Source organism: Halopelagius inordinatus, assembly GCF_900113245.1.
GTDB lineage: Archaea > Halobacteriota > Halobacteria > Halobacteriales > Haloferacaceae > Halopelagius > Halopelagius inordinatus.
This window is the reverse complement of the sequence record NZ_FOOQ01000005.1, coordinates 135,290-160,085: the sequence shown is the minus strand read 5'-3', so window position 1 is coordinate 160,085 and position 24,796 is coordinate 135,290. Positions and strand designations below refer to the sequence as shown.

The window sequence follows — 24,796 nt, the reverse complement described above, 5'->3', positions numbered from 1 at the left end:
ACCGAACGTGTTCGCGACCAAGACGAGGGACCGTGCGGTCGTACCCTCGACCATGAGCGCGATTCCACCCGGCGTAGACACCGACAGTCAACCCCCGATGGAGGTTCCCCTCCGGCACTTTCTGGTCGGACTCGGATTCCTCCTCGGCGGCGTCTTCGTCGCCGTCGCCGACGCCGCCGGAACGGTCGCGGGACTGGGCGGACTCGCGTCTCTCCACCTCCTGTTGGCGGGGTGGGTCTGTCTCACCATCCTCGGCGCGATGACGCAGTTCGTCCCCGTCTGGTCCGGGGTACAGATTCACTCGCTCCGGTTGGCGAACGTCCAGTTGTGGTGCGTCGCCGTCGGCGTCGCGGGACTCGCAGCCGGGTTCTTCACCGGGCGCGTGGCGCTTCTCCCCGCCTTCGGCGCGCTCGCGCTCGTTGGATTCTGGGTGTTCGCCTACAACGTCGGCCGGACGCTTTCGACCGCCCGCCCACTCGACGTGACCGAACGCCACTTCGGTCTCGCGCTGGTGTTCTTCGCGTTCGTGACGGTTCTGGGCGTCACGCTCGCGGTCGATTTCACTCATCCCCTTCTCTCGACTGTGGGTCTCGTCCACGGAGACGTCGCCGCGGCCCACGCCACACTCGCGGTGTTCGGCGCGGTTCTCACGACGGTTCTCGGTGCCCTCTACCAACTCGCGACGATGTTCACGCAGACGGAACTCGACGAACTCGACCGGTCGATTCAGCGGTTCGAAACCGCCGCCTACCCCCTCGGCGTCGCCGTCCTCGCTTTCGGCCGACTCGTCGCCGCCGACTCCGTCGCTCGGTTCGGCGGCGTCCTCGTCGTCGCGAGTCTCCTCGGGTTCGGCGTCGTCCTCGGGCGGCGACTCCTCGCGACGAACCTCGCGTGGTCGGCGATGCTCCGCCGGTACGCCGTCGTGGCGGCGTCGACGGTGCTGTGGGCAGTCGCGGCCGCACCGTCGTGGCTCTCGTCGCCTCTCGCCGCCGACGCTCGGTTCGGCGCGCCGGGGACGATGTCGCTACTCGTCGTCGGCGTCGTCGGATTCGTCGTCCTCGGAACGCTCTACCACGTCGTCCCGTTCATCGTCTGGGAACACAGCTACGGCGACCGAATCGGCTACGAACCCGTCCCGACGATAGACGACCTGTACGACCACCGCGTCGCGGCGGCCGACTTCGTCGCGACGGTGACCGGCGGCGGACTTCTCCTTGCGGCCGACCGGTTCGGACTCCCGGGCGTCGTCCGACTGGTCGGCGGGGCGGCGGTCACAGTCGGCGTCGTCCTGTTCGCCGCGAACCTCCTCTCTGTCGTCCGCGAACACAGTCCGCGGGGCGTCGTCGGCACGATTCTGCCCCTCCCGGACGGACTCGATGACGGGCCGACCGGAACGGGCGACGACTCCCCGCCGTCGAAGTGAGTCGAGAAGCGCCCCGTCGAAACCCGCGGGGAGCGTCTCTTTCGGTCGCCGGACTCCTGAACGGCGGTCTGGAGTAAAACAGAACGTACCGTCTACAGTAGCCAATCGACGAGCCATCCGACCGCACCGACGAACAGGAGTAGGGCTCCGATCGCCGAGGTGGCCGGTTCGGGAATCAAAAACAGGACGGCGCCGACGACGATCAGCAACGAAATCAGACCCTCGTCCACGAGGCTCCCGTCGTCGTCGTCGCCGGCGCCCTCGTTACTGCGCACGGTCCCCTCTTTGCGGGCCGCAGAGGGCAAGCCCCACCCGCCACCCCACCCCCACGACGGGTAGAAGGAGAACCCTCCGGGGTCCTCGTCTCTCGCGTCCTGATCGACTCCGTAGCGACTCTCCTCGTCGTCGTACCGATCACGTGGGGAACTCACACTCGAAGGGAGGGCCGGTAGCCGGTTCCGACTTGTGACTGCGAGTGCAACGTCACTTTCCGCTCTTTCCGCGCCCTTTTCGACGTCCGAGGGGTCGAAGGGGCGAGGCGTCCGTCAGAACGGCGCGTCCGGGTCGCTATCCGCCGTTCCGTCGCCGTCGCCGTACGTCGGGAATTCCGCGCCGCCGAGGTCCGCTTCCGAGGGGTCGAGGAGTTCACCGGTGTCGCGATACTCCCTCGCGAGTTCGTCGAGTTCGTCGTCGATGGCATCGCTTCGATGGTGCATCGGGTGGACGCTTACCCGGACGAGTTCGTAGCCGTGTCGCTCCGCGAGTCCGTTCCACGCTCTGAACGACCCGACGGTGAGCGTCCGACTCTGCGGACAGAACGGCGTCGTCGGCGTGAACTCCGCTCGGAGAACCGACGGGTCGTCTCGGTCTACCGCGTACCGGTAGCCCGAATCGGGGTGTCGGTGGTCGAGGTTGAGGCGCGCGAGGTTGTAGCCGAACGTCACGTCGTAGACGCCGCGTTCTTCGAACACCTCCTCCGTCGTTCGGTGGAACGCGACGTGGTCGTCGCCGGACAGAACGTCGTGTCCCTCCAGGAACGGACCCGGTTGGGGGAGGTGTTCGGGAACGAACTCGTCGATGCCGTCGAAGGCGTCGTCGTCGGAACCGGACGATAGAGACGGGAATCCAAGCATACTCGGAACGTGTTTCTCCTCGGGTGAAGGTTTCGCCCCGAACTGGTTCGGCCGGGTCCGAACCGACGACTCGCCTCCGCCGTCCCCACCGCCCGAGCGAACGTGTTCGGCGTCGGCTTCGTAGCGGTGACGCCCCTACGAAGATATATGACCACGACCGAACCGACCCTCGACGACATCCCGACCGACGACCTACCGATTCCGCCGTCGCGTCCCGTAGAGACGCTCGACGCGCGCGAACTGCCGCCGCCGGAACCGCTCCGGACGACGCTCGAGATGCTCGCGGAACTCGACGACGAGACGGCGGTGGTCCAACTGAACGACAGGGCACCGCAGCATCTCTACCCCCGACTCGACGACCGAGGGTACGAGTACGAGACGACGGAGTGCGAGGAGGGCGTCCTCACGGCCATCTGGAAGCCGCGGGAGTGACCCCCTAAACCCGATTTTTCCGCGCGCACCGCCGCCTCGTCTCCCGCGGCCGACTCACGCTCCGTCGGGGTGGAACATCGCGGCGAAGTCGTCGAGTGCCTCGACCAACCGTGGGGTCCACCGGTTCAACACCGCGCCGTCGACGACGTGGACGCGGTCGGTTCGGACCGCCGGAAGCGACTCCCACCCCGGACGGTCCGCGAGTTCGTCGAGACGTTCCCGCGTCTCCGCGACGCCGTAACTGCAGGGAGCGACGACCACCACCTCGGGGGCGTACTCCCGCACGTCGTCCCACTCGACATCGGCGCTTCGGTCCCCGGAGGCGACGAGTCCGTACTCGCCCCCGGCCGCCGTCACGAGGTCTGGTATCCAGTTTCCGGCGACCCGAAGCGGGTCCATCCACTCGACGACGGCGACGCGCGGCCCGGCGTCGGGCGCGGCGCGCCGCACGTCCGCGACCCGGCGCAGACAGTCGTCTACCAACTCCTCGGCCCGTTGCTCTCTCCCGGTCGCTTCGCCGACCTGCCGGACGGACGCCAAAACGTCGTCGAACGTGCTCGCCGAGAGGCCGAGCACTTCGACCGAGTCGTCGTCAAGGACCTCTCGGACGAGTGTCTCGTCGACGGCGCAGACGCCGCAGACCGACTGACTCAAGACGAGGTCCGGTTCGAGCTCGGCCAGTAACGCCTCGTCGATTTCGTAGACGCCGCCGCTCTGTTCCGCTGCGCCGACCGACTCGTGCCGTTCGGCGCTCCCGTCTCCTTCGACCCGCGACCGGTCGATGACCGGGCGGTCCGCCACCGCGGGCGGGTAGTCACAGGAGTGCGAGACGGCGACCGGTTCGACGCCCAGAGCGTAGCAGATTTCGGTCCCCGATGGCGACGTCGAGACGACCCGGGGGGTCCGCGTCGTCTCGGCCGGAAACAGCGACTCGCTCATCGCCGTCTCCGTCGGAGCATCGACACCGCGCCGAACGCGGCGACGACGCTCACAGCCGAGAGGACGCCGAATCCGGGCGCGCCGGTCTCCGTCTCCGAGTCGTCGGCCGTCGCGGGCGTGTCCGTCTGTTCGGGGGTCGGTTCGGCCGTCGGCGTCGCGGTGTCCGTCGCCTCGGCGGCGGCGTACGCCTCGGGGTGGAACGTCTCGGCGAGTTTCGTCACCGCGTTCACCACGCGCGGGGCGGGCCGGTTCAGGTGTTCTATCTGGACGACGACGATTTGGTCTTCCTTCACCGCAGTCGTGCTGTTGTAGGCGTCAGTCCGCGGCACCTCCGGCGTATCGGAGTTGCGAATTATCCAGTCGGGGTCGGCGTCGACGACGAACTCGTCGTTGACCTGCTTGTAGCCGGTGATGTTCGCGTCGGCCGCGACGTTGTTTCCGCCCGCGGTTTCGATTATCGTGTGGATGAACGTCCCCTCTCCGGCGGTGTAGCCGTAGAAACTGTAGAGCACGTCCGGTCTCTCTTGGCCGTCTACCGTCTCTCGGACGACGTCGAGGTCGCGTTCCATCTCTGAGACGGTCTCCGCTGCACCCTCGCAGGCCCCGACGAGTCGTCCGACCGTCTCCACGTCGGACTGGATGTCGTCCATCGTCTCGGCCTCGCGGAAGTGATACACCGTCAGACCCACCTCGCGGAGTTGTTCGACTGTCTCCGTCCCCGTCGCGTTCGGTGCGAGAACGAGGTCCGGTTCGGCTCCGACCGCCTTCTCGACGTTCACGACGTTCTCCGACGTCGAGACGTTGATCCGAGAGTCGGCCCCGTCGAGGTTCGTCGCGTACTTCGACAGCCCGACGACTTTCTCCTTCGCGCCGATCTCCCACATGATCTGAGCCGCGCTCGGATTCACCGTCACGACCCGGGTCGGTTCCTCCGAGAGCGTCACCTCCGTCCCCGTCGCGTCGGTCACGGTGACCGGGAACGAACATTCGACCGCCGCGTCGCCGTTCGATTCGGTCGTCTCCGCGGCCGAAACCGCCCCGACCGGGGCGGCGACGACCGACAACACCAGCACTACCGTCAGAAGATACGTTCTCGTCGTGTCTCGCATCTATCTTCCGCGACGAACTAATCCAATAAAACTTTGTCTACTGCAACCTAAGTTGCTCTAATGGCCGGGAACGACTCGCTCACGACAGACGACCCCGGGGCAGTCGCCGCTTCCGCACCGGAGCGACTCGGAGACGCGGCGTCCGACTCGGCGGTACTCGCCGTCGGCGTCGGTCCGGGCAGTCCGGAGTTTCTGACCGAGAGAGCGGTCCGCGCAGTTTCGGACGCGGACGCGGTCGTGGGGTTCGGCTCCGTCCTCGACGTGGTGCGGGACCGAACGGACGCGACGCTCTACGACTGTTCCTACGACGACCAAACGGAGACGATAGCGTCGTTCGCGGACGCGGTCGCAGACGCGGACGCGCGCGGCGTCGCCGTCCTCTGGGGCGACCCGAACGTCTCCGGGCACCAGTTCGTCGGGCGCGTCGAACGCGCGGTCGAGGCTCCGGTTCGAATCGTCCCCGGCGTCTCCTCGGTACAGGTGGCGGCCGCCCGCGCGCGGACGCCGATAGACGAGTCCACCGTCGTCTCGCTTCACCGCCGCGGTGACCTCTCCGCGCATCTCGACAGACTCGCTCTCGCCGCCGCCGAGACGCACCTGCTGGTGATTCCGCGCCCGCCCGACGTGATGCCCGAGAGCGTCGCCGCGCATCTCTGCGAGGCGGGCGTCGACCCCGAGACTCCGGCGTTCGTCTTCGAACGGCTCACCTTCCCCGAAGAGACGCGGACGGAGACGACGCTCGGTTCGCTGGCCTCGGCGGACGCCGCGGCTTCCGACTCCGACGCCGAGTCGCGATTTCACCACCTGTCGATTCTGGTGGTGCGCCGATGAAGGGGTTCGTCCTCGCGGGAACGGCCTCCGGCGTCGGAAAGACGGTCGCGACCCTCGCGGTGTGTCGCGCACTCGAACGCGCGGGCCACGCGGTCCAACCCGCGAAAGCCGGTCCGGACTTCATCGACCCCTCACACCACGCCGCCGTCGTCGGTCGACCCTCCCGAACGCTCGACCCGTGGCTCGAAGGCGAAGACGGGATGCGCCGGACGTACGCCCGAGGGGAGGGCGACGTCTGCGTCGTAGAGGGAATGATGGGCCTGTACGACGGCGACACGTCGACGGCGAGAATCGCGTCGCTGTTGGACCTCCCGGTCGTCCTCGTCGTCGACGCCAGCGCGGGGATGGAGAGCGTCGCCGCGACTGCGCTCGGGTTCCGCGAGTTCGCCGCCCGGACGGGCGCGAATATCGACGTCGCGGGCGTCGTCGCGTCTCGCGCGCACGGGGGGCGGCACGCCGACGGCATCCGCGACGCACTTACAGCGGAACTGTCGTACTTCGGCCGGATTCCGCCGCGCGACGACCTGGAAATCCCCGAACGCCACCTCGGACTACACCCCGGCGACGAGGCTCCGCTACCGACCGACGCGGTGGACGCGGCGGCCGACGGCGTCCGCGCCGACGAACTTTTCGAACTCGCGCGGCGTCCCGGGTGGCTGGCGGAGTCGTCGGACGCCGACCTCCACTCGGGTTCGGAGGCCGCGGGAGGCGGAACGACCGACTCGCCGCGTCCGACCGTCGCAGTCGCCCGCGACGCCGCCTTCTGTTTCGTCTACCCCTCCACGATGGACCGCCTGCGAGCGACGGCGAACGTCGCGACGTTTGCGCCGACCGACGGCGACCCGTTGCCTCCCTGCGACGGCGTCTACCTCCCCGGCGGCTACCCGGAACTGCACGCCGAGACGCTCTCGCGGTCCGACGCACTCTCGACGCTCGCAGACCGCGCGGCGGACGGGATGCCGGTCCTCGGCGAGTGCGGCGGACTGATGGCTCTCGGCGAGTCGCTGACGACCACGGAGGGAGAGCGTCACGAGATGGCCGGCGTCCTGCCCGTCGACGTTCGGATGCGCGACCGGTATCAGGCCCTCGACCACGTGACACTCCGGGCGACGCGCGACTGCTTGACCGCTCCGTCCGGAGGGACGCTTCGGGGTCACGAGTTCCACTACTCGACGGCCGACCCCGCGTCCGACGCGACGTTCGCGTTCGAAGTCGAACGCGGAACCGGCATCGACGGATTCGACGGACTCACGGAGTACGACACGCTCGGAACGTACGCACACGTTCACGCCGAGAGCGGGGCGTTCGACCGGTTCGTCGAACGACTCTGAGACGACTACGGAGAGTTACCAATGACTGATACGAACGATACCGACCCAGACACCGTCCGACGAAACACGCCCGGCCGCGGCGTCCGACCCGACGCCGCGAGCATCGAACCGTCCGCGCCCGACGATTTCGGCCTCGTGCAAGCGTGGTGGGGCGACGGAAAGGGAAAGACCACCGCGGCGATGGGCATGGGCTTTCGCGCCGCCGGTCACGGCTACCGCGTCCACATGCTCCAGTTCATGAAAGGCGGCGCGGACTCCGTGGAGGCGGTCCGCGGCGAGTACAACGCCATCGCGGCGATGCCGGGGTTCTCCTACGAGAATCTCGGTCACTACGGGTGGGCCGGAATGGCCGACGGAAGCGACGACGAGGACCACGAAAAACGGGTGGCCGCCGGGTTCGACCGGGTGACCGAACTCGTCGACGCGGCGGGTGACGCCGACCTCACGACGCCGTTCGAACTCGACGCTCCGCCGGAGGACGGCGTCCACATGCTCGTCCTCGACGAAGTTCTGTACGCGGTCGATATGGGACTGCTCGACGAGGCGTCCGTCCTCGATTTGGTCCGAGAGAAACCCGAGAGCCTCGAACTCGTCCTCACGGGGAGCCACACCGAACCGACGTATCTCCTCGACGCCGCGGACCTCGTGACGAACGTTCGGAAGGTGAAACACCCTATCGACGAGGGACAACGGGCGCGCAAGGGGACCGAGTACTGACTCGGACGGTCGGCCGCGGTCGTTTACCCGAGCGCCCTCGAACACATAAATACATAGATCTCTCGCTGACGGGGTCGTCGCGTTCGTCGTCGGTCCTCTTCGCCACCGTCGAATCGGCAAGTACAGTTGAATATATGAACTAGTAGGGAGAATTATTAGAAAATAACTAAAATAGTGGCGTGTTCGAGGCCAAAAGGTACATTATATATGAACAGTCACGGGACGAACAGAACGCCACGGCCCCGCGAGCCGAAGCACATCCAATAACATCTGTACGCACTCCGGCGGTCCGGTAGTCGAAGCAAAAAGAATCTCGACGCCGTCGCGCTTCCGGACTCTTCGAGATCGACGCCGACGGATTCGGGCGTCATCTGTTCGGGGACGTCGACCCCTTCGCTCCGAATCTCGCCCAGTACCGGTTTGAGGTACTGTTTGAACGGTTCGGGGTTCTCGCTCATCGGGAAGTGTCCGATAGCGCCCATCTCGATGGCTTCCGCGTTCCTGCCGACTCCCTCAGCGACTTCGCGGGCGTCGTCGGGGTCGGTCGCGAAGTCGAGACGTGCGAACGGGCGCAGTTCGTGGCCGAGGAGCAGGGACGGGCGGTGTACGTCCACCGAGAGATCGGTGCCCACGCGGTACAGACCGACCCAGAAATCGGGAAACGCGTTCCGTTGCGCGCGCCCTCCGCCGGGAGGGCGATTCTCGCGCACCTCTCGGACTCCACGCGCTCAGTAGTGAGAGACGAGCACGGCGATGTCTTAGGAGCGATAAGCGTCTCCGGACCCAGACACCGACTTCGGGGTGAACCGCTCGAAAAAGAGCTTCCGAACCTCCTGCTCGGGACTGTGAACGACCTCAACATCGTCCACTCGCGAGTCGTCCCGCCCGGACGTCCGTCGGGCGTTACGCGAGTAGTTCTGTAACGGGACCGCCCTCGCTCGAACGGGCGGGGACGAACCACCGGGAATCGTTCGAACCGGTCGAACGGCTACGATTACGCTTCGAGAAACGCCACCAACCGGTCGTCGAACCGCGCCGACTCCTCGATGAACGGAACGTGACCGCTCTCCTCGAACGGGACGAACGTTCCGTTTCGCAGCACGTCCGTGGCGAGGAACTCGGCTTCGGCGAGCGTCGCGGAGTTATCGCGCGCACCGTGGAAGACGGCGCTCGGGACGTCCAGCGAGGCTAACCCGGCGCGCAGGGAGTCCGCGTCGGGGTCGACGTAGTTTTCGAGCGTCTTGATGGCCACTCGCATCGGGGTCTGCATTCCGATGGACCAGAGCCACCGGTGCGTCCACTCGTCCGTCTCCCCGCCGAACATCCCGGCGACGAACCGTTCCATCCCTCGCGGTCGATTACGCCGTTGGTTCGCCAGCATCTTCTCTATCGGGAGGTCGTTCTCTCTGTCTCCCGCCGATGCGGTCCGAGCGACGTCGGAGAAGATACTGCTCGATACGAGTGCGAGTCTGTCCAATCGGTCGGGGTGGGCCTCAGCGAACGCGGCGGCGACCGTCGCGCCGAACGACCAACCGACCAGAGCGACGGGTCCGACACCGAGTGCGTCGCAGAGAGACGCGATGTCGTCGGCGAACATCGCTGCGGTGTAGGAACTGACCGGCTTGTCGGACTCGCCGTGCCCCCGTAGGTCCGGCGTGACGACGCGGAACCCCGACTCGACGAGTGCGCAGACCTGCGACTCCCAGACCCGGTGGCTCATGCACCCGCCGTGTAGGAGAACGACCGGCGGACCGTCGCCGAGGTCCTGGCAGTACAAGGCTACGTCGTCGGTGATGCGAACTCGTCCCACGATCGGAGTAGAACGGGGCGGAGAATAAATCATGCGACGGCGCTCTCCCGTCGAGTCGGCCGCGGGTTCTAACCCGCCGGTCGATTTCTCGGGTCCGGGTTCGGCGGACATCCGTTCGGTCGATGGTGGCCGGGAGTTGTACGGTCACGCGTGGCCTCGTCGGCCACCCGGCCAGCGATTCCGCTCACTCGATATCGATGTTCTGACCCGTCTCCGAGGAGTCGACCTTCGGAAGCGTGACGCTGAGGACGCCGTTTCGGAACGTCGCGGAAACGCCGTCAGCGTCGACGGGTTCGGGGAGGCGGACCGACCGCCGCATCTGTTCTGTGGTGCGCTCTCGGCGGATGTAGTTCTCCTCACCGGTCTCGGTTTCGTTCTCTCTGTCGGCGCGAATCGTCAGTCGGTCGTCCGTACACTGGACGTCGATGTTCTCTTTGCGGAACCCGGGGAGGTCGGCGGTGACGACGAACTCGTCGCCGTGGTCCGCGAGGTCGACGTCCACCGAGTCTCGGCCGAACGCCTCCTCGCCGCCCGTCGCCCACGGGGACTGCTCGAACTGCCGGTTTATCTCCTCGACCATGCGCTCTATCTCTCGGAACGGATCTTTGTTCGGCATCATGGATATCTGGTGGCGCTTCCACCGTCGTATTCTTCGGACGCGTGCTTCTTAACCGTTTGTCTGACTGGAACGGACGATCCGAGAACGGGGTCCGGCACCGCGTCGTCACGACGCCTCCGCCGACGACTCCGCAACCGTTCGGCGGGGCGGTGCTCGTTCGATGTCCACAGTATCTGGCAAAACCCGTCGGTTACCCGAGAGTGTCGGATTCGAAATCGGGCTCGATAGTCTTCTAATTTTGACGTCTTTACTATTTTGACAGCCAAGACATTTTTGACGTCTTTAACAGTTTTGACAATTTGATGATTTTGCCATCTTTGACCGATTTACCGCCTCGCGAACGTCGCATCACCTTCGACGCCTCCCCTCTACCGGGCCGGCAGCACACCCCCGAGTACGCTAATCTTAACGGTTATTTGCTGCCCAAGAGCCTAACTGATAGAGGGGCGAAGATCGGGTGTGACCTATCAAACGACAATCGGGTGGTCGCTTTTCACGTCCGGTATCGTGTCACTCCTGTTGGCGTACCTCCCTGGAGACTCGCTGTGGTGGGGGGTCGGGCTGTTAGTGCTGGGTCTCGTCGTCCTCTACATCCGGCGCGACGACATCGGTCCGTAACGGACGGCCAGCCGCCCTTCACGACCCGTTTCGCTCGCCCCAGAGGAGCAATCCCGCCGCGACGACCAGACAGACCACGAGGCCGCCGAACGCGGCGGTGTAGTTCGCGTACGTCACGACGACGCCGACGTACGCCGGACCGACTGCGTTCGCACCGAGAAACAGCGCCCGCGCCGCGCCCAAATCCGCTCCCATGTCGCCGTCGGGCGCGTCGTCCATGATGATGGCGTCCGCGAGCGGAAATCCCGTTTTGTACCCTAACGCCAGCAGTCCGACCGACACCCACACCACCGGCGCCGAGGCGGCGACGACGAGTGCCGCCAGCGAGAGCGCCGCAAACGAGATTCCGACGACGGCGATGCCGCGGCGCGAGAACCGGTCGCCGAGTCCGCCCGCGACGGGTTTGACGGCCAACCCGACGGCGAAGACGATGGCGAACGTCGCACTCGCGAGTCCCTGCGAGAACCCCTTCGTCGTCGCCAGATACGTCGGGAGGAAGTTGATGAACCCTCCGACCATGAAGTAAAAAAGCGAGAACGCCGCGAGCGTCCGCCGTTGCGTCGGACTGGCGGCGAGTCGGCGGGCCGTCCCGCCGACGTCGAGAGAGGGGTCGCCGACGACGTACTCCTCTCGCGACCAGACGACGTAGAGGACGGTCACGAAGGCCAACACCGCCGCGACGGGAAAGAACGGTGCGCGCCACGTCGCGTAGGTAAGAGCCAGCACTGCGAGACCCGACGAGAGGAGGCCGCCGACGTCCGTCCCCGCGGCGTAGACGCCCAGCGCGCGTCCCCGTCGCTGAACGAACAGGTCCGAGAGGAGCGCGCGCGACGGAATCGCGAACAGGCCCTTCCCGAGACCCACGACGACTGCGGCGGCGACGAAGGCGGGGAGGCTCCACGCCACGCCGAACGCGAGGAATCCGACGACGAGGACGATCAGTCCGGGGACGATGAGCGTCGCGCGCGTCCACCGGTCGGAGTACTCGCCGCCCGGATACTGAGAGAGCGCGTAGACGCCTTGAAACAGCGCGAGGGCGATTCCTGCGGTCGCTTCCGTTATCTGGAGGTCCGAAATGATAGTCGGCAAGAGCGGCGAGAGGAGGAACCGGCCCGTCTGGAGGACTGCCCATCCCACCGAGACGGCCAACAGCATGCGCCCCGCGTACCCGCCGCGTAACCGCTCTTCGGTGGCCGTCGGTTGCACGTTCCCCTCTCCACGGGGAGGTTACCAGACCCTTACGGTTCGAAGGTGACGGCGGGGACGCGAGTCGTCTCTCTCCCCGTCTCACGCGCGGTTCGACATCTCCGTCTGCGAGAGACCCGAACAGTTTTCTCGCCGCCGACTGACCGGCCGATAGTGTCCGAACGAGTCCGCGCGAGTCGCCTCCGACGGGAGTTCGAAACCGCCGACGACCACGAGACGTCGGTCGAACTGTCGAAGGAGTACTGCGAACGGGCCGTCTCGTCGTTCGACCTGCGCGTGGACCTCTCTCGGGTGTCGTGGGAGGTTTCGACCCGAGCGAAACGGCGGGCGGCGGCGGTGAAACGACCGAAGATTTCCGAGGCGACCGTCGGCGACCCGATAGCGTGGGCCGACCGGCCGACTCTGAGCGAAGACGGGGGCGCTCCGACCTGTACGATGTCGCTCTCGTGGCGGGCGTTCGAGTCGTTCGACTTCGGCGAGTGGACGGCGACGCTCAGACACGAACTCGTCCACGTCGAACAGTTCCAACGGTTCGGAACCACGGACCACGGGGCGGCGTTCGAGCGTCGCGCCGAGGCACTCGACGCGCCCGTCCGGGTTCGCCACTTCGCCACGCCCGCGTACCTGTTCATCTGTACGGAGTGTGACGATATCGTCGCCAGACGGTTCCGAGACTGCAAGCTGGTTCGAGAGGTCGATTCTTACGTCTCCTCGTGTTGTGAGGCGTCGCTCGACTGCGAGTCACCCGACGACGGCGACTGACCGGTCAGTTCTCCGTTTCCGAGTCGCCGCAGGCGTCGAGAGACGTCCGACCTCCTCTTCACTTGCAGGAGTGGAGGGTAGACGGTCTTCGAGTCGTTCGAACGCAGCGCATCTCCTGACGACGGGAAACACCGAGAGACGAACTGATTGTCCTTACAGTCTCCTAACCTTCGGTATTCGCAGGACTGAAGCGACTCCGTCGCTTCGACTGTCACAAGAGATAGGTGAGCGGCGCGCGAGTCGAGAACTGTAATGTCTCAGACAGTTAGTCTCGAAACCGCCACAGAGGTAATCGAAGCGGCCGAAGAGAAAGCCGACGAAATCGGACAACCGATGGTGATCACCGTCGCCACCGACGAGGGGAACCTCGTCGCCCAACACCGGATGGACGGCGCGTGGTTGGCGTCGGTGGAGATATCGCGGAACAAGGCGTACACGGCCGCCGCCTTGGAGACGAGTACGGACGCACTCGCCGAGCCCTCCCAACCCGGTGAATCGCTGTACGGGCTTCAGACGACGGATCGAAACCGAATCGTCGTCTTCGGCGGCGGCTATCCGCTCGAAGTCGACGGCGAAATCGTCGCGACTATCGGCGTCAGCGGTGGTGAAGTGGAGCAAGACATGACCGTCGCGCAGGCGGGCGTCGAGGCGTTCGAAGAACTGCGGTAACGCGCGGTCGGCGGGCGAACCGATTTCCGAGGGGTGCGGCGGCCGCGACGGTTCGACCCGTATCCGGGAGTATTTCGTTCTCGCCTACGAGGTGTGCGTATGCCGACGAGAGAAACCGTCTCTATCGACGCCGCCGCCGAAGGGGCAGCGTACGCGAAGCGACATTTCCGGTCCGACCTGACCGTCGAGCGAAAGTCGAGCAAGACCGACGTCGTCACGGATATCGACCGGGCGACGCAGCGCCGGGTAGTGTCTGTCGTCCGCGACCAGTTCCCCGACGACGCAGTCGTCGGTGAAGAGGAGGACGAACGACAAACCGTCCCGGACGAGGGGTACGTGTGGATTATCGACCCCATCGACGGGACGCAGAACTACACCCGCGGCATGCACGACTGGGTGACGAGCGTCGCAGTCGTCGAAGACGGCGACCCCCTGAGTGCGGTCAACGTCGCGCCCGTGCGCTCCGAGACGTACCGAGCCACGCCGAACGGGACGCGAACGGACGGACGGCCCGTCTCCGTGAGCGACGCGTCCGACCCCGAGACGTTCGTCGTCGCTCCGACGCTTCGGTGGACGGCCGACGACGGCGACACCGTCGGGTCGCTCTCGAAGTTACTCACGGAACGGTTCGGCGAGGTGCGGCGACTCGGCTCCGCGCAGTTGACGCTGTCTATGGTCGCGTCCGGTGCCCTCGACGCCGCCGTGGCCTTCGACGAGGACCCGAACGCCTGGGACACCGTCGCGGGCGCGTACCACGTCGCGCAGGCGGGCGGCACCGTCACCGACCTCGACGGCGATCCGTGGCGGCCTCACGGCCGAGGTATCGTCGCCTCGAACGGCCGAGCACACGACGCCCTTCTCGACGCCGTGAACGCGGCGATGGAGTGAGTCTACGCGCGACCGTCAGCAGAAACCGAACGCCTCGCCGGCGACCGTGACGGCGCACGAACCGTTCGACCGACCGGGCGAGAGCGACGGAGGCGAGGCTCGTCTCCGGAGTCAGGGTTCCAACACGACCCGGAAGCGAGCCTCGTTCTCGATCATCCGCTCGTAAGCGGCGTCGACCTCGTCCAGCGAGTAGGTCTCTATCTCGGGGGTGATGTCGCGGAGTGAACTGAACTCCAAGGTGTCTTGGGAGTCACGGGCGTGACCGGAGGCCCAGCCCTCGACGCCGCTTCGGGTGCCGACCAACTGCTGGGCATCGACCGATACTGGCTCGCCGGGAACGCCGACGACGACGACGCGACCGTCGGTGCCGAGGCCGCCGAGGACCGATTCGATGGCGTCGCTGACGGGCGCGGTGGCGAGTACCACGTCTGCGCCGCCGAGTTCCTGCAACCGCTCTGCGGGGTCTTCCTCGGCGGTGTTCACGAAGTGGTCCGCGCCGAGGTCACGGGCGAGGGTCTCCTTGTCGGGACTGTGCGAGAGCGCTACGGTCTCGAACCCGGCGGCGTGGGCGTACTGGACGCCGAGGTGGCCGAGACCGCCGACGCCCTGGACCGCGACGAGGTCGCCGGGGTCGGCGTGGCTGGTCCGGAGGGCGTTGTAGGTGGTGACGCCGGCACAGAGCAGGGGTGCGGCGTCGGCGGCGTCGAGGTCCTCGGGCACGGCCGCGACGGCTTCGGCGGGGATCGTGGCGTACTCGGCGTAGCCACCGTCGTACGTGAGGCCAGTGACGTCGCCGTTCTCGCACTGGAGGAAGTTCCCACGACGGCAGGCCTCGCACGTGAAACAGTGGCCGCCGTGCCAGCCGACGCCGACGCGGTCGCCGGGGCTCCATTGTTCCACCTCGTCGCCGACGGCGTCGACCCGACCGGCGATCTCGTGACCCGGTACGCGCGGGTAGGAGATGCCCGGGTAGGTCCCCTCTTTGACGTAGGCGTCGCTGTGGCAGATGCCACAGGCCTCGACGGCGACTCGGACCTCGCCCGGCCCGGGGTCGGGGACGTCGCGTTCGACGACCTGGAACTCGCCGCCCGGTTCCGCGACGACGACCGCCTGCATCGTATCTGACATAGCACTTTCAGTTCGAGATCGGCCCGAATAAATCCTGCCGCAGACTGAGAGGGTGGTATCGAGACGAGATCAGAGAACGAGGCGGTCGAAAATTGAGCGGTCTATCCCCGATTTCGATTGCCTCGGCGGCGATGTCGACTGGATCGAGTTAGAGATTCTGGCGCGAGCGTGCGACTCACTCACAGACTGACCTCGTTACCCCGACTCGGTGCGTATCTCTGACCAGTAATCACGATTTCAAAGTCGGTACGCGAGGGAACCATTCAGTGGGCTGTCGATATCACGGCGCGTCGCCGAGAATACGCCCGTGATGTCGACGTGGATGCACCCCCGTGTTGACGAGCGAGGGTGAAACAGTTCGTGGGCAGGTGGACCGTAGAGCGGCCCCCGAGGGAGCGCTGGTTGGTACTGGAGTCTCGTCGGGTGTCGTCGAGGGAGTGGCCCGTGTCGTCCGCGATCCAAAGGTTACGACGGTCGAACGCGGTGAGATACTCGTTGCGCCCTCGACGGACCCTGGATGGACACCGCTGTTTCTGAACGCAGCCGGGTTGGTTTCCGAAGTCGGTGGTGCTGTCAGCCACGGTGCGCTCGTGGCTCGAGAGTACGGGCTGCCAGCGGTCGTCTCCGTACCAGAGGCGACAAAGCGGATCCGGACCGGGCAACTCGTCCGTATCGATGGGACGCGTGGGACAGTTGAACTGCTCGATGAAGAACCAGAACCCAGTGATATGAGGAATTAACCGACAGTATCATCCATCTCTCGGGCTATTTTGTTCATAAATTGACAAAGCATGTACGACATCCACTGTCTACGTCCTGTATTTGTCGTCCGTTCCTGAGTGCTCTAGCAAGCATTTTGATGCTTCGGACGGAGACAGTATCTAATGAGTGTCTGTACTAACGAGCAATCAATTACTGCCCTCTCTTCGGTGCCCGTTTTTCCCTCATGAGCTGGCAGTTCACCCCGCTGGCACTGCCCACCGTCGGCGCGATGATAATTACCGTCGTTCTCGGTGGGTACACGCTCTGGAAAATCCGGACGGAGAGCGCAACCTCGCTTCTCAAATCGTTCCTACTCGTGAACGTGTGTCTCGTGATCTGGACGTTCTTTTCGACGCTCAAGCTCCTTCATACGAATCCGGCGATGAAGCTGTTCTTCTATCGACTGCTCTACTTCGGAGTCGCACCGCTCGGTTCGTTCGCCCTGCTGTTCGTTCTAATCAACACGGACCGTGAAGATGAGATACGAGCCTCGGTCCTCGCCGTACTGTTGCTCGTTCCGGCGGTGTTCCTTCTCGTCTTATTTACGAACCCATACAGTCTCGCTTTCGAATCGACGCGCGTCGTCGAACGCGGTGGGCTGGTGATTCTTCGCGTCGACACCGGAGTTGCGCACGTCGTACTCGAACTCGTTTACAACGCGCTCGTCTCGGCGCTTGCTGTCGGACTGATGCTCTCGGAGGCGCTTCGACTCGGCCGATCGTATCTCCCTCAGGCCCTCTTAGTCACTGGAGGTATCGCCGCCCCGTTCGTGTTCGTCGGCCTCTCCTTTGTTGCCGTTCCACCGTTTACGTCCGAAAGCATCAACCTGATTCCGACGTCCGCTGGCGTGACGTCGTTGGCGCTTGGTGTCGCAATCGCCCGCTATCACTTCCTCAATTTGCCGCCTATCGCGTACTCGACCGCGATGGAGGCGTCTCCCGACAGCGTCCTCGTCCTCGACGCTGAAAAACGAATCATCCACGCCAACGAACGGGGGATAGAACTGCTGGAGCAACTCGATATCTCTCTCGGCGACATCGTGACGGACGGGCATCCGTCGCTCGACGTCGAGGCCGACCCTGAGGAGGTCGTTCGCGTCGACCTTGACGGTCCGGTCTATCTCAGCGTCCGGTCACAATCGCTCGAACGGCAGGGATATCACGTCGGGTGGGTCGTCGTCCTCAGAGACGTCACCGAATTACACGAACACCAACAGACGATTGTCGACCGAAACGACAAGCTCAGACTGCTAAACGAAATCCTCCGGCACGACATCCGCAACGATATGATGGTCGTCCTCGGGAACGCCCGACTCGCGCAAGAACGCGCCGACGACGAGGTCACCATCGAACGACTAGAGACCATCGTACGGAACAGCGAACACGCCTCGGAGCTAACCGACTCCGTCCGCGTACTCATGTCGACGATGCTCTCTGATAAATCGGCGACCGAGTCAGTGCGGCTTGGTAGCGTACTTACAGAAGAGGTGAACACGCTCCGTGCGGGCGACTGCTCTGTGAATATCGACGAACCTGAGGCGCTTTCGGAGGTGCAGGTCGTCGCAAACGACCTCTTAGGTGCCGTCTTCCGCAACCTCCTCACGAACGCCGTTCAACACAACCACGACGAGAGTACCGAAATCGAAATCGCGGTTACTCGAGACGAGACAGACGTCTGCGTTCGCGTCTCGGATAACGGGCCGGGTATCCCCGACGAACGGAAAGAGGACGTGTTCGGTCGTGGTGAGAAAGGACTCGAGAGTTCGGGCACGGGCCTCGGACTGTATCTTATCGACACGGTGGTAGACAGTTACGGTGGTGATGTCTGGATCGAGGACAACGAACCGACGGGGACGACATTCGTCGTTCGTCTACGACGGGCTCGAGTGGAGTGACTCGGGGGCGGGTCCGCTTTGAACTAACTGCATCGTGGTGTGGGGACTCCATCGCGCTAGTCCGGTACTGGAAGTGCGCTCTGCCGAGGGCCTGAAGAGAGGCAAATCGTTCCGTGGAGCGTCCACCCGATTGATCGTGAACACCGATCTCTGGTAAGTCGCCTCCAAGCCGAGTTCGTCGAAGAGGCTGTGACGGCGCTCACCCGAGTATATGCACAAGGTCGGCGTTCGCCACGCCTTGATATCCGTAACCCCGGCACCAGTCATCTGTCTCACTGCGAGGGCGATTTGGGCTGCTCCCGTCACGTTTGCCCGAGGCTTCAAATAGACCCTGGAATGAATTCTCTAATAGGATTCCAGTCTCTTAGCGGGTTTTCCACACCAGTAAGGAAGCCATCGCCAGACACACAACGAATCCGAAAAGTCCGAGAAGGAGTTGCCCGGCCACAAGAAGTGCGTATCCGAGTATGCTGACCCCTGCTAGTATGAGCAAACCTGCTATTAGCAGAGAGACAAAGAACTTGGAATCGGCCATATAGCTCTCATGATGGAATTATACATAAAATCACTGCCATTCGTCATTTCTGCCGTTCTCCGACACTATTCGAAGCTAGATACAGACGAATCAGTGAACAAATCACCTCCTAAGCGGCTCGAAAGCTCGGCAGGTCGCCAGCTCACCCCTCATTGTCGCAGTAGATGAGACTGCAGTTTTTCGATGCAGACGGGCTGAACCCCTCCACGATCGATTCAACTAGCAAATTAATCGAGACTGAGGCTCAACTTCAACGCTTCGTCGACGTCCAGCATCGTCGAACTATCTAGTGACCCGGCGACGGAGTGAATACGTTGTTCGATGGACACCGCTCGAATCTGGTCGAGCCGAATCGATGAATCCTTCTCGAAGGGAGAGTCCGATGCCTCGACAAACACCTCGAATGGGTACTCCCGATAGGTCCCTGTCGCAGGTGCGACGATAGTCGTCCCAGAGTTCTTATTTCCGATGTCGTTTTGCACGACGACCGCCGGTCGCGTCTTTTTCATCTCGTGTCCTTCCGCCGGGTCGAGTCGGAGGATGACGACGTCTCCGCGCCTTACCTCTGAGCGCTCGCTCATTCGTCAAGTCCGCTCCAGGCTTCGTCCGAGGTTTCGTCCCACTCTTCGGCAAGAGAGGTTGCACTCTCGGACGCTTCGCGGTATGCGGCGGCCAGTTCATCCTCGTCTGGGCGGTCGGATTCGACCTCGACCACGGCAACTGTGACGCGCTTGTTCGCGTACTCGGTTCCGAGATAGATCCGCCCTCGGTCGTCGGTTTCGTTCGTTTGCAAGTCGTTGGCGTCAACTTTCATCTTGTAACCCACTATAACCCACTCCTACTTAAGTATTACCCACCATAACCCACTCTGGATGGCCTCAGAGATGGAGATGCCGATTCCAATTCTGTATAGCATTATATGATTTGTGCATGCGATACGGAACGCTGAATGCCGGATATTCGGGGAGAGAAAGGGTGGAAAGCGGGAATCTGTGTTACCGCATTCCACTTACGTGTAGCGCGATACACGTACGTAGATTCAAGCGGGTCCGCGCAGTACCGTCATCCGACTCGATGCCACCCGCAAAATCCGGAGGTTACAGCCCAGAAAACGCTCTCGACGAAAATCAGGTGGAGAAATGACCGACTCGGCACCCTGGTATCGAGGTGCGACGCTTCCGAACCGAGGCGACGGCTGGGAGGTCACAGCGGTTGCTCACAGGTCGATAGCGTCCGATGAAACCGTCATCTGTGAGGTGACTGGTCAGAGCGTCCCGGCCAAATCCACTCGCCTCCTCGTTACTATCCACCGCAAAGGAATGTCCCGAGACGAGACAGAACAGTTCGTCGTCGTCGACGAGGACACCCTCCGAGGTTGGTTGGAACTCGAAGAATAACCGACAAGGCCGATACTACCGAGATCGGAACTGCCATCGCCCGCTACCCCTGCTCCCGCGGCGAAGCAGTACCGAGACGGTTCTCGGACAGTTCGAGACGTGCTCACTCAACTCGGCAAACGCCCCACTATGCAGTAGTGGGAGTCGGACTCGTCACGATTCCCTCCGTTTTTCTCGGTCGTATCTGGACCGAGGACTTCGAGCGCCGTTCAGCGTCGGCTAACTGTCGATCACGGCGGTTACAGGGTGTCTTTCGAGTCTCAGGCTGACGCGTTATCTGTGCCGGGTTAAAAGCCGAGAGAGTGGACACCGGGTATCGGTGTGCGACCGTATTCGGGGTGCTCGCCGTTTCGCTCGATTGTTCTCTGCCACAAGACACACTTGTTCGGCACGGTAGTACTAGTACGGATCACAAGATGGACAGTACGGCCGAGGGACGCGAGGCGATTCAGACCGCCGACGCCGGGCGAACGGACGCACTCGTGGTAATCCCGGCGTACAACGAAGCGGCGACCATCGGCAGCGTGGTGATAGAGGCGAGAACCGTCGCGGGCGAAGTCCTGGTCGTAGACGACGGAAGCGCGGACGCGACGGCCGAACTCGCCGAGGCGGCGGGGGCGCGCGTCGTCCGCCACGAGGTAAATCGCGGGAAGGGAAAAGCCATCGAGAACGCTTTCGAGTACGCTCGCGAGAACGGCTGGCAGTATCTCGTTCTTCTGGACGGGGACTGGCAGCACCGTCCCAAGGAAGCCGAGACGTTGCTCTCGGCCTGTGCGGAGGGGCCGGACCACATCATCATCGGGAGCCGGTATCTCGAGGGTAACCGGGATGATACGTCGCTGTACCGCCGTGTCGGCCAGCGCATCCTCGACGGAATCACCGAGGCGAATACGGGATACTCGGTCACCGACTCCCAGTCGGGCTTTCGCGCGTTCGACCGGACGGCGATCGAGACGCTGGCGGTGACCGACGAGGGGTTCGGCGTCGAGTCACAGATGCTCGCCTCGGCGAACGAACGCGGACTGAGCGTCGGAGAGGTACCGATATCGGTCAACTACGACGTTCCCCACCCGAACACGTCGAACCCGGTTCGCCACGGCGTCTCCGTCGCGATTCGACTCCTGCGGGCGGGTGCGATTCGGAACCCTCGGCTGTTCCTCGGCGTCCCCGGCGCGGCGTTCGCCGCGGGCGGACTCCTCGGCGTCTGGTGGATTCTCACCGCGGGCGTCTCGGGGACGCTGTCGCTCGTCGCCGGTGTCCTCCTCAGTTCGGTGCTCTGCGTCGTTGGCGTCGTTTTGACGACGATGTCGGTTCGGGCCGACGGGGCCGGACAGTACTGACCCGACTCTCGCGCGTCGCCGAGAGCCGAAGCGACTTTCCGACCGGCACTCTGCGGGTACGGTATGTCTGACCTCCGCGCGCACCACGTCGGTATCACAGTCTCCGACCTCGACCGTTCGGTGGAGTTCTACGCTGACGTCCTCGGATTCGACGTTCTCGACCGCTTCACCGTCTCCGGAGACGCCTTCTCCACCGCCGTCGGCGTCGACGGTGCGACGGGGCGGTTCGCTCACCTCGACGGCGACGGCGTCCGCGTCGAACTAGTCGAGTACGATCCGCAGGGCGAGGACGTTCCGACCGAGACGGTGAACCAATCGGGCGCGAAACACCTCGGATTCGCCGTCGACGATGTGGATTCGTTCTACGCCGGTCTTCCATCCGACGTCGAGACGCTCAGCGAACCGCAGACGACCGAAAGCGGGACGCGAATCTGTTTTCTCCGCGACCCCGAGTCGAACCTCGTCGAAGTTCTCGAAGCGTAGCGCCGTCGGTCCGAGGCGACCGGGTCCTTCTTGTCTCCCCTCCGCGAAGGGGTAGGTAATCGATGGCACCGACGGACGACCTGTTTTCGCGAGAACCGGACGACCGAGTGCAGGTGTTGAATGCGGACGGCGACGTCGTCGCGCCCGACCTGGTCCCCGACCTGGACGACGAGACGTTCGTGGCGATGTACCGCGACATGCGCTTTTGTCGTCGGTTCGACGAGCGGATGATAAGCCTCCAACGACAGGGGCGGATGGGGACGTACTCGTCGCTCGCGGGGCAGGAGGGATCCCAGATAGGGTCGATGTACGCGCTCGCCGCCGAAGACGTGGTCTCGTATCAGTATCGCGAACACGGCGCCGTCGTCGCGCGCGGGTTTCCGTGGGAGTACCTCCTCTACTGGGCCGGTCACGAACGCGGTAACGCCGAACTCGCGGACGAGAACGTCTTTCCGCTCAACATCACCATCGCCGACCACTTGCCGCACGCCGTGGGGATGGCGATGGCGACGAAACTGAGAGGCGAGGACCGAATCTCGGTGGCCCACTTCGGCGACGGCGCCACCTCGGAGGGCGACTTCCACGAAGCGCTCAACTTCGCGGGCGTGTACGACGTTCCGGCCCTGTTCGTCTGCAACAACAACCAGTGGGCGATTTCGACGCCCAGAGACCGACAGACCGCGAGTCGAACGTTCGCACAGAAGGCGACGGCCTACGGGTTCGAGGGCGTGCAAGTCGACGGGATGGACCCCCTCGCGACGTACGTCGTGACTCGGGCGGCCCGTGAGAAAGCACGCGATACGACCGGCGACAGACCGCGGCCGACGCTCGTAGAGGCGGTCCAGTACCGCTACGGCGCGCACACGACGGCGGACGACCCGTCGGCGTACCGCGACGAATCGGAGGTGGAGGCGTGGCGCGAAAAAGACCCCCTCGACCGATTTGAGACGTTCCTCCGCGAGACGGGACGACTCTCCGACGAACGCGTCCGGGCGATGGACGAGGAGATAACCGAGACGCTCGCGGACGCCGTCGACCGGATGGAGTCTCACGAGGCCGACCCGGAGGAGATGTTCGGACACGTCTACGAGGGCGACACGGAGACGATTCGAGAACAGCGCGCGCGGTTCAACGAACTTCGCGAGACGCACAGCGACGAGGCGTTCCTGCGCGAGGAGTGACCGAACGCGCCCTGCCGCCGTCGCCACGGGCCTCTCACAGGCAAGCAGTACATTTAGTCGCCCGACAGGTGAACTCCTCGGAGGGCCGACCACCATGACCGAAATCGGGTACACGCTCTCGAGCGAGGAGCACAGTCCGACCGCACTCGTCGAACAAGCGAAGCGAGCCGAGGAGGTGGGGTTCGACTTCCTCTCCATCTCGGACCACTACCACCCGTGGCTCGACGCTCAAGGGAACTCGCCGTTCGCGTGGGCCGTCCTCGGTGGCGTCGCCGAGGGAACCGAAGATATCGACGTCGGCGTCGGCGTCACCCCGCCGATACTCCGCTATCATCCGGCGCTCTACGCGCAGATAGCCGCGACGACGGCGGCGATGTTCGACGGGCGGCAGTTCTACGCGGGCGTCGGGACCGGCGAGAGCCTCAACGAGCACATCTACGGCGACCGCTGGCCGGAACACGAAGTTCGACTGGAGATGCTGGAGGAGGCCGTCGACGTCGTCAGGAAACTGTGGACGGGCGAGCGGGTGAGTCACCACGGAGACCACTACACCGTCGAGAACGCCCGACTCTACACGCTTCCGGAGGATCGACCGCCCATCTGCGTCTCGGCGTACGGGGACCGGGCGGCGACGTCGGCGGCCGAAATCGGCGACGGCTTCTGGTCGGTCGGCCCGCAGGACGTCATAGAGACGTGGGAGGAACACGGCGGTGAGGGCCCCCGCTTCTGTCAACTCCACGCCTGCGTCGCCGAAACCGAGGCGAAAGGCGTCTCCACCGCACACGAGAAGTGGCGTAACTCGGGGTTGCCGGGCGAACTGAGCGCGATTCTGCCGACGCCGACCCACTTCGAGCAAGCCACGCAGATGGTCTCCGAAGGGGACATCGCGGAGGGAAGTATCATGACAGGCCCCGACGCCCAACAGCACATCGACAGTATCCAACAAGCGATCGACGCGGGCTACGACCACGTGTACATCCATCAGATCGGCGACGACCAAGAGGCGGCGTTCGATCTCTACCGCGAGGACGTGCTCCCGTCGTTCTCCTGACGATCTTCTAGGGGGTCTTTCGATCGGACGAACATCAGTCCACGTGATTTCGGCCGGACGACGGCAGAGCCGACACCGGACCCGCTTTGTCTTCTCGGCTAAAGCAAAGTGGATTCTTCCGTCATTGAACCGTCCGAAAACCAGTGAGGCGGCGGTATTCGACCGATTCCGTGTTCTCCTCGGTCGAGTCTATCGTATGATGATATACAGACTACTGTCTCGGAAGTCGAGACTACGGGGTTTATCGGGGCTGCGATGCGTGGATTCGGTCGAATAAGTGAGCGGAAACTGCCTCAGACCGCTCTCCAACCGGGCTCTCTCGTTGTATTGCCAACCGTGTGGCCGAACGTTTACCGCTTCCAGCAGTGTCGCCACTCAGACGCCGCGCTAACTCGGAGAGAGTATCGTACTACTCGATTCTGGTCCTCCTTCTCCACAGCGTCAGCGCGAGAATCGTTCGGACGTCACCGGTCTCGGTGATGTGGGTTCGGGAATCCGAGTCGAACGACAGGGCGAGGAAAAAGTGAAACGTTTGGTT

27 protein-coding genes are annotated in these 24,796 nt (G+C 64.2%); 16 read left to right on the top strand and 11 right to left on the bottom strand.

Annotated features, from left to right (window positions below; all coding sequences use genetic code 11):
• Nucleotides 1-52 precede the first annotated feature (52 nt).
• Nucleotides 53-1,423, top strand: coding sequence for a hypothetical protein (locus tag BM167_RS15105; protein ID WP_092893557.1), 1,371 nt, complete (start codon nucleotides 53-55; stop codon nucleotides 1,421-1,423).
• A gap of 92 nt (nucleotides 1,424-1,515) precedes the next feature.
• Here the strand turns inward: BM167_RS15105 and BM167_RS15100 are convergent, their stop codons facing one another.
• Nucleotides 1,516-1,854 carry an FxsA family protein gene (locus tag BM167_RS15100; protein ID WP_092893556.1) on the bottom strand — a complete coding sequence of 113 codons (339 nt, stop codon included), beginning with the start codon at nucleotides 1,852-1,854 and terminating at the stop codon, nucleotides 1,516-1,518.
• 114 nt (nucleotides 1,855-1,968) lie between these two features.
• Complete coding sequence (locus BM167_RS15095; protein ID WP_218153810.1) at nucleotides 1,969-2,556, bottom strand: DUF7998 family protein; 588 nt, start codon at nucleotides 2,554-2,556, stop codon at nucleotides 1,969-1,971.
• A gap of 147 nt (nucleotides 2,557-2,703) precedes the next feature.
• Between BM167_RS15095 and BM167_RS15090 the strand changes: the two genes are divergently transcribed.
• Nucleotides 2,704-2,988 (top strand): DUF2249 domain-containing protein, encoded by a 285-nt coding sequence (locus BM167_RS15090; RefSeq protein WP_092893555.1) that lies wholly within the window; start codon nucleotides 2,704-2,706, stop codon nucleotides 2,986-2,988.
• Nucleotides 2,989-3,042: 54 nt separating this feature from the next.
• On the opposite strand, the gene BM167_RS15085 is transcribed toward BM167_RS15090, so the two are convergent.
• Together BM167_RS15085 and BM167_RS15080 are read right to left on the bottom strand one after the other, a co-directional pair.
• The gene (locus BM167_RS15085; protein ID WP_092893554.1) at nucleotides 3,043-3,927 is read right to left on the bottom strand and encodes an ABC transporter substrate-binding protein; all 885 of its coding nucleotides are present in this window, start codon (nucleotides 3,925-3,927) and stop codon (nucleotides 3,043-3,045) included.
• Complete coding sequence (locus tag BM167_RS15080) at nucleotides 3,924-5,036, bottom strand: PGF-CTERM-anchored ABC transporter substrate-binding protein (protein ID WP_092893553.1); 1,113 nt, start codon at nucleotides 5,034-5,036, stop codon at nucleotides 3,924-3,926. Before BM167_RS15080 ends, BM167_RS15085 begins: the two co-directional genes overlap by 4 nt.
• 60 nt (nucleotides 5,037-5,096) lie before the next feature.
• Here BM167_RS15080 and cbiE point away from each other — a divergent pair, with 60 nt between their 5' ends.
• Genes cbiE through BM167_RS15065 form a run of 3 tightly spaced genes read left to right on the top strand, consistent with a single transcriptional unit; the run spans nucleotide 5,097 to nucleotide 7,915 of the window.
• Nucleotides 5,097-5,867: a precorrin-6y C5,15-methyltransferase (decarboxylating) subunit CbiE gene (cbiE, locus tag BM167_RS15075; RefSeq protein WP_092893552.1), complete on the top strand. Its 771-nt coding sequence runs from the start codon at nucleotides 5,097-5,099 to the stop codon at nucleotides 5,865-5,867.
• The gene (locus tag BM167_RS15070) at nucleotides 5,864-7,198 is read left to right on the top strand and encodes a cobyrinic acid a,c-diamide synthase (RefSeq protein WP_092893551.1); all 1,335 of its coding nucleotides are present in this window, start codon (nucleotides 5,864-5,866) and stop codon (nucleotides 7,196-7,198) included. Before cbiE ends, BM167_RS15070 begins: the two co-directional genes overlap by 4 nt.
• Nucleotides 7,199-7,219: 21 nt before the next feature.
• Entirely contained in the window at nucleotides 7,220-7,915 is a 696-nt protein-coding gene (locus tag BM167_RS15065; RefSeq protein WP_092893550.1) for a cob(I)yrinic acid a,c-diamide adenosyltransferase, read from the top strand.
• 215 nt (nucleotides 7,916-8,130) lie between these two features.
• On the opposite strand, the gene BM167_RS15060 is transcribed toward BM167_RS15065, so the two are convergent.
• The 3 genes from BM167_RS15060 to BM167_RS15045 all read right to left on the bottom strand — a co-directional run bounded on the left by BM167_RS15060 (nucleotide 8,131) and on the right by BM167_RS15045 (nucleotide 10,344).
• Nucleotides 8,131-8,547: an alpha/beta fold hydrolase family protein gene (locus BM167_RS15060; protein WP_143095521.1), complete on the bottom strand. Its 417-nt coding sequence runs from the start codon at nucleotides 8,545-8,547 to the stop codon at nucleotides 8,131-8,133.
• 362 nt (nucleotides 8,548-8,909) lie between these two features.
• Nucleotides 8,910-9,725 (bottom strand): alpha/beta fold hydrolase, encoded by an 816-nt coding sequence (locus tag BM167_RS15050; protein WP_177213390.1) that lies wholly within the window; start codon nucleotides 9,723-9,725, stop codon nucleotides 8,910-8,912.
• 184 nt (nucleotides 9,726-9,909) lie between these two features.
• A complete protein-coding gene (locus BM167_RS15045; protein WP_092893546.1) occupies nucleotides 9,910-10,344 on the bottom strand; it encodes an Hsp20/alpha crystallin family protein in 435 nt (144 codons plus the stop codon).
• A 459-nt stretch (nucleotides 10,345-10,803) separates the two neighbouring features.
• On the opposite strand from BM167_RS15045, the gene BM167_RS18610 reads away from it, so the two are divergent.
• Nucleotides 10,804-10,962: a hypothetical protein gene (locus BM167_RS18610; protein WP_177213389.1), complete on the top strand. Its 159-nt coding sequence runs from the start codon at nucleotides 10,804-10,806 to the stop codon at nucleotides 10,960-10,962.
• A gap of 18 nt (nucleotides 10,963-10,980) precedes the next feature.
• Here BM167_RS18610 and BM167_RS15040 read toward each other — a convergent pair whose 3' ends face one another.
• Nucleotides 10,981-12,117, bottom strand: a complete 1,137-nt coding sequence (locus BM167_RS15040; RefSeq protein ID WP_092893581.1) for an MFS transporter — start codon at nucleotides 12,115-12,117, stop codon at nucleotides 10,981-10,983.
• Nucleotides 12,118-12,321: 204 nt separating this feature from the next.
• On the opposite strand from BM167_RS15040, the gene BM167_RS15035 reads away from it, so the two are divergent.
• The 3 genes from BM167_RS15035 (at nucleotide 12,322) to BM167_RS15025 (ending at nucleotide 14,487) form a co-directional block, all read left to right on the top strand.
• Nucleotides 12,322-12,930, top strand: a complete 609-nt coding sequence (locus BM167_RS15035; protein ID WP_245781382.1) for a transcription elongation protein SprT — start codon at nucleotides 12,322-12,324, stop codon at nucleotides 12,928-12,930.
• Between the two features lie 252 nt (nucleotides 12,931-13,182).
• Nucleotides 13,183-13,599: a GlcG/HbpS family heme-binding protein gene (locus tag BM167_RS15030; RefSeq protein ID WP_092893545.1), complete on the top strand. Its 417-nt coding sequence runs from the start codon at nucleotides 13,183-13,185 to the stop codon at nucleotides 13,597-13,599.
• 99 nt (nucleotides 13,600-13,698) lie between these two features.
• A complete protein-coding gene (locus BM167_RS15025; protein ID WP_092893544.1) occupies nucleotides 13,699-14,487 on the top strand; it encodes an inositol monophosphatase family protein in 789 nt (262 codons plus the stop codon).
• Between the two features lie 111 nt (nucleotides 14,488-14,598).
• On the opposite strand, the gene BM167_RS15020 is transcribed toward BM167_RS15025, so the two are convergent.
• Nucleotides 14,599-15,603 carry an alcohol dehydrogenase gene (locus tag BM167_RS15020; protein WP_092893579.1) on the bottom strand — a complete coding sequence of 335 codons (1,005 nt, stop codon included), beginning with the start codon at nucleotides 15,601-15,603 and terminating at the stop codon, nucleotides 14,599-14,601.
• Between the two features lie 344 nt (nucleotides 15,604-15,947).
• On the opposite strand from BM167_RS15020, the gene BM167_RS15015 reads away from it, so the two are divergent.
• Both BM167_RS15015 and BM167_RS15010 read left to right on the top strand, forming a co-directional pair.
• Nucleotides 15,948-16,355 carry a PEP-utilizing enzyme gene (locus tag BM167_RS15015; RefSeq protein ID WP_245781381.1) on the top strand — a complete coding sequence of 136 codons (408 nt, stop codon included), beginning with the start codon at nucleotides 15,948-15,950 and terminating at the stop codon, nucleotides 16,353-16,355.
• Nucleotides 16,356-16,561: 206 nt separating this feature from the next.
• Nucleotides 16,562-18,271, top strand: a complete 1,710-nt coding sequence (locus BM167_RS15010) for a histidine kinase N-terminal 7TM domain-containing protein (protein ID WP_092893543.1) — start codon at nucleotides 16,562-16,564, stop codon at nucleotides 18,269-18,271.
• Between the two features lie 762 nt (nucleotides 18,272-19,033).
• On the opposite strand, the gene BM167_RS15005 is transcribed toward BM167_RS15010, so the two are convergent.
• A complete protein-coding gene (locus BM167_RS15005) occupies nucleotides 19,034-19,387 on the bottom strand; it encodes a type II toxin-antitoxin system PemK/MazF family toxin (RefSeq protein WP_092893542.1) in 354 nt (117 codons plus the stop codon).
• The gene (locus BM167_RS15000; protein WP_092893541.1) at nucleotides 19,384-19,620 is read right to left on the bottom strand and encodes a hypothetical protein; all 237 of its coding nucleotides are present in this window, start codon (nucleotides 19,618-19,620) and stop codon (nucleotides 19,384-19,386) included. The genes BM167_RS15005 and BM167_RS15000 overlap by 4 nt, the downstream gene beginning before the upstream one ends.
• Before the next feature lie 325 nt (nucleotides 19,621-19,945).
• On the opposite strand from BM167_RS15000, the gene BM167_RS14995 reads away from it, so the two are divergent.
• From BM167_RS14995 to BM167_RS14975, 5 genes are all read left to right on the top strand, one after another.
• Nucleotides 19,946-20,203, top strand: coding sequence for a hypothetical protein (locus BM167_RS14995; protein WP_092893540.1), 258 nt, complete (start codon nucleotides 19,946-19,948; stop codon nucleotides 20,201-20,203).
• A 416-nt stretch (nucleotides 20,204-20,619) separates the two neighbouring features.
• Nucleotides 20,620-21,543: a glycosyltransferase family 2 protein gene (locus tag BM167_RS14990; protein ID WP_092893539.1), complete on the top strand. Its 924-nt coding sequence runs from the start codon at nucleotides 20,620-20,622 to the stop codon at nucleotides 21,541-21,543.
• 63 nt (nucleotides 21,544-21,606) lie between these two features.
• Nucleotides 21,607-22,026, top strand: coding sequence for a VOC family protein (locus BM167_RS14985; protein ID WP_092893538.1), 420 nt, complete (start codon nucleotides 21,607-21,609; stop codon nucleotides 22,024-22,026).
• A gap of 62 nt (nucleotides 22,027-22,088) precedes the next feature.
• Entirely contained in the window at nucleotides 22,089-23,207 is a 1,119-nt protein-coding gene (pdhA, locus tag BM167_RS14980) for a pyruvate dehydrogenase (acetyl-transferring) E1 component subunit alpha (protein WP_092893537.1), read from the top strand.
• A gap of 94 nt (nucleotides 23,208-23,301) precedes the next feature.
• Nucleotides 23,302-24,258, top strand: coding sequence for a TIGR03557 family F420-dependent LLM class oxidoreductase (locus tag BM167_RS14975; protein WP_092893536.1), 957 nt, complete (start codon nucleotides 23,302-23,304; stop codon nucleotides 24,256-24,258).
• Nucleotides 24,259-24,796: the final 538 nt, after the last annotated feature.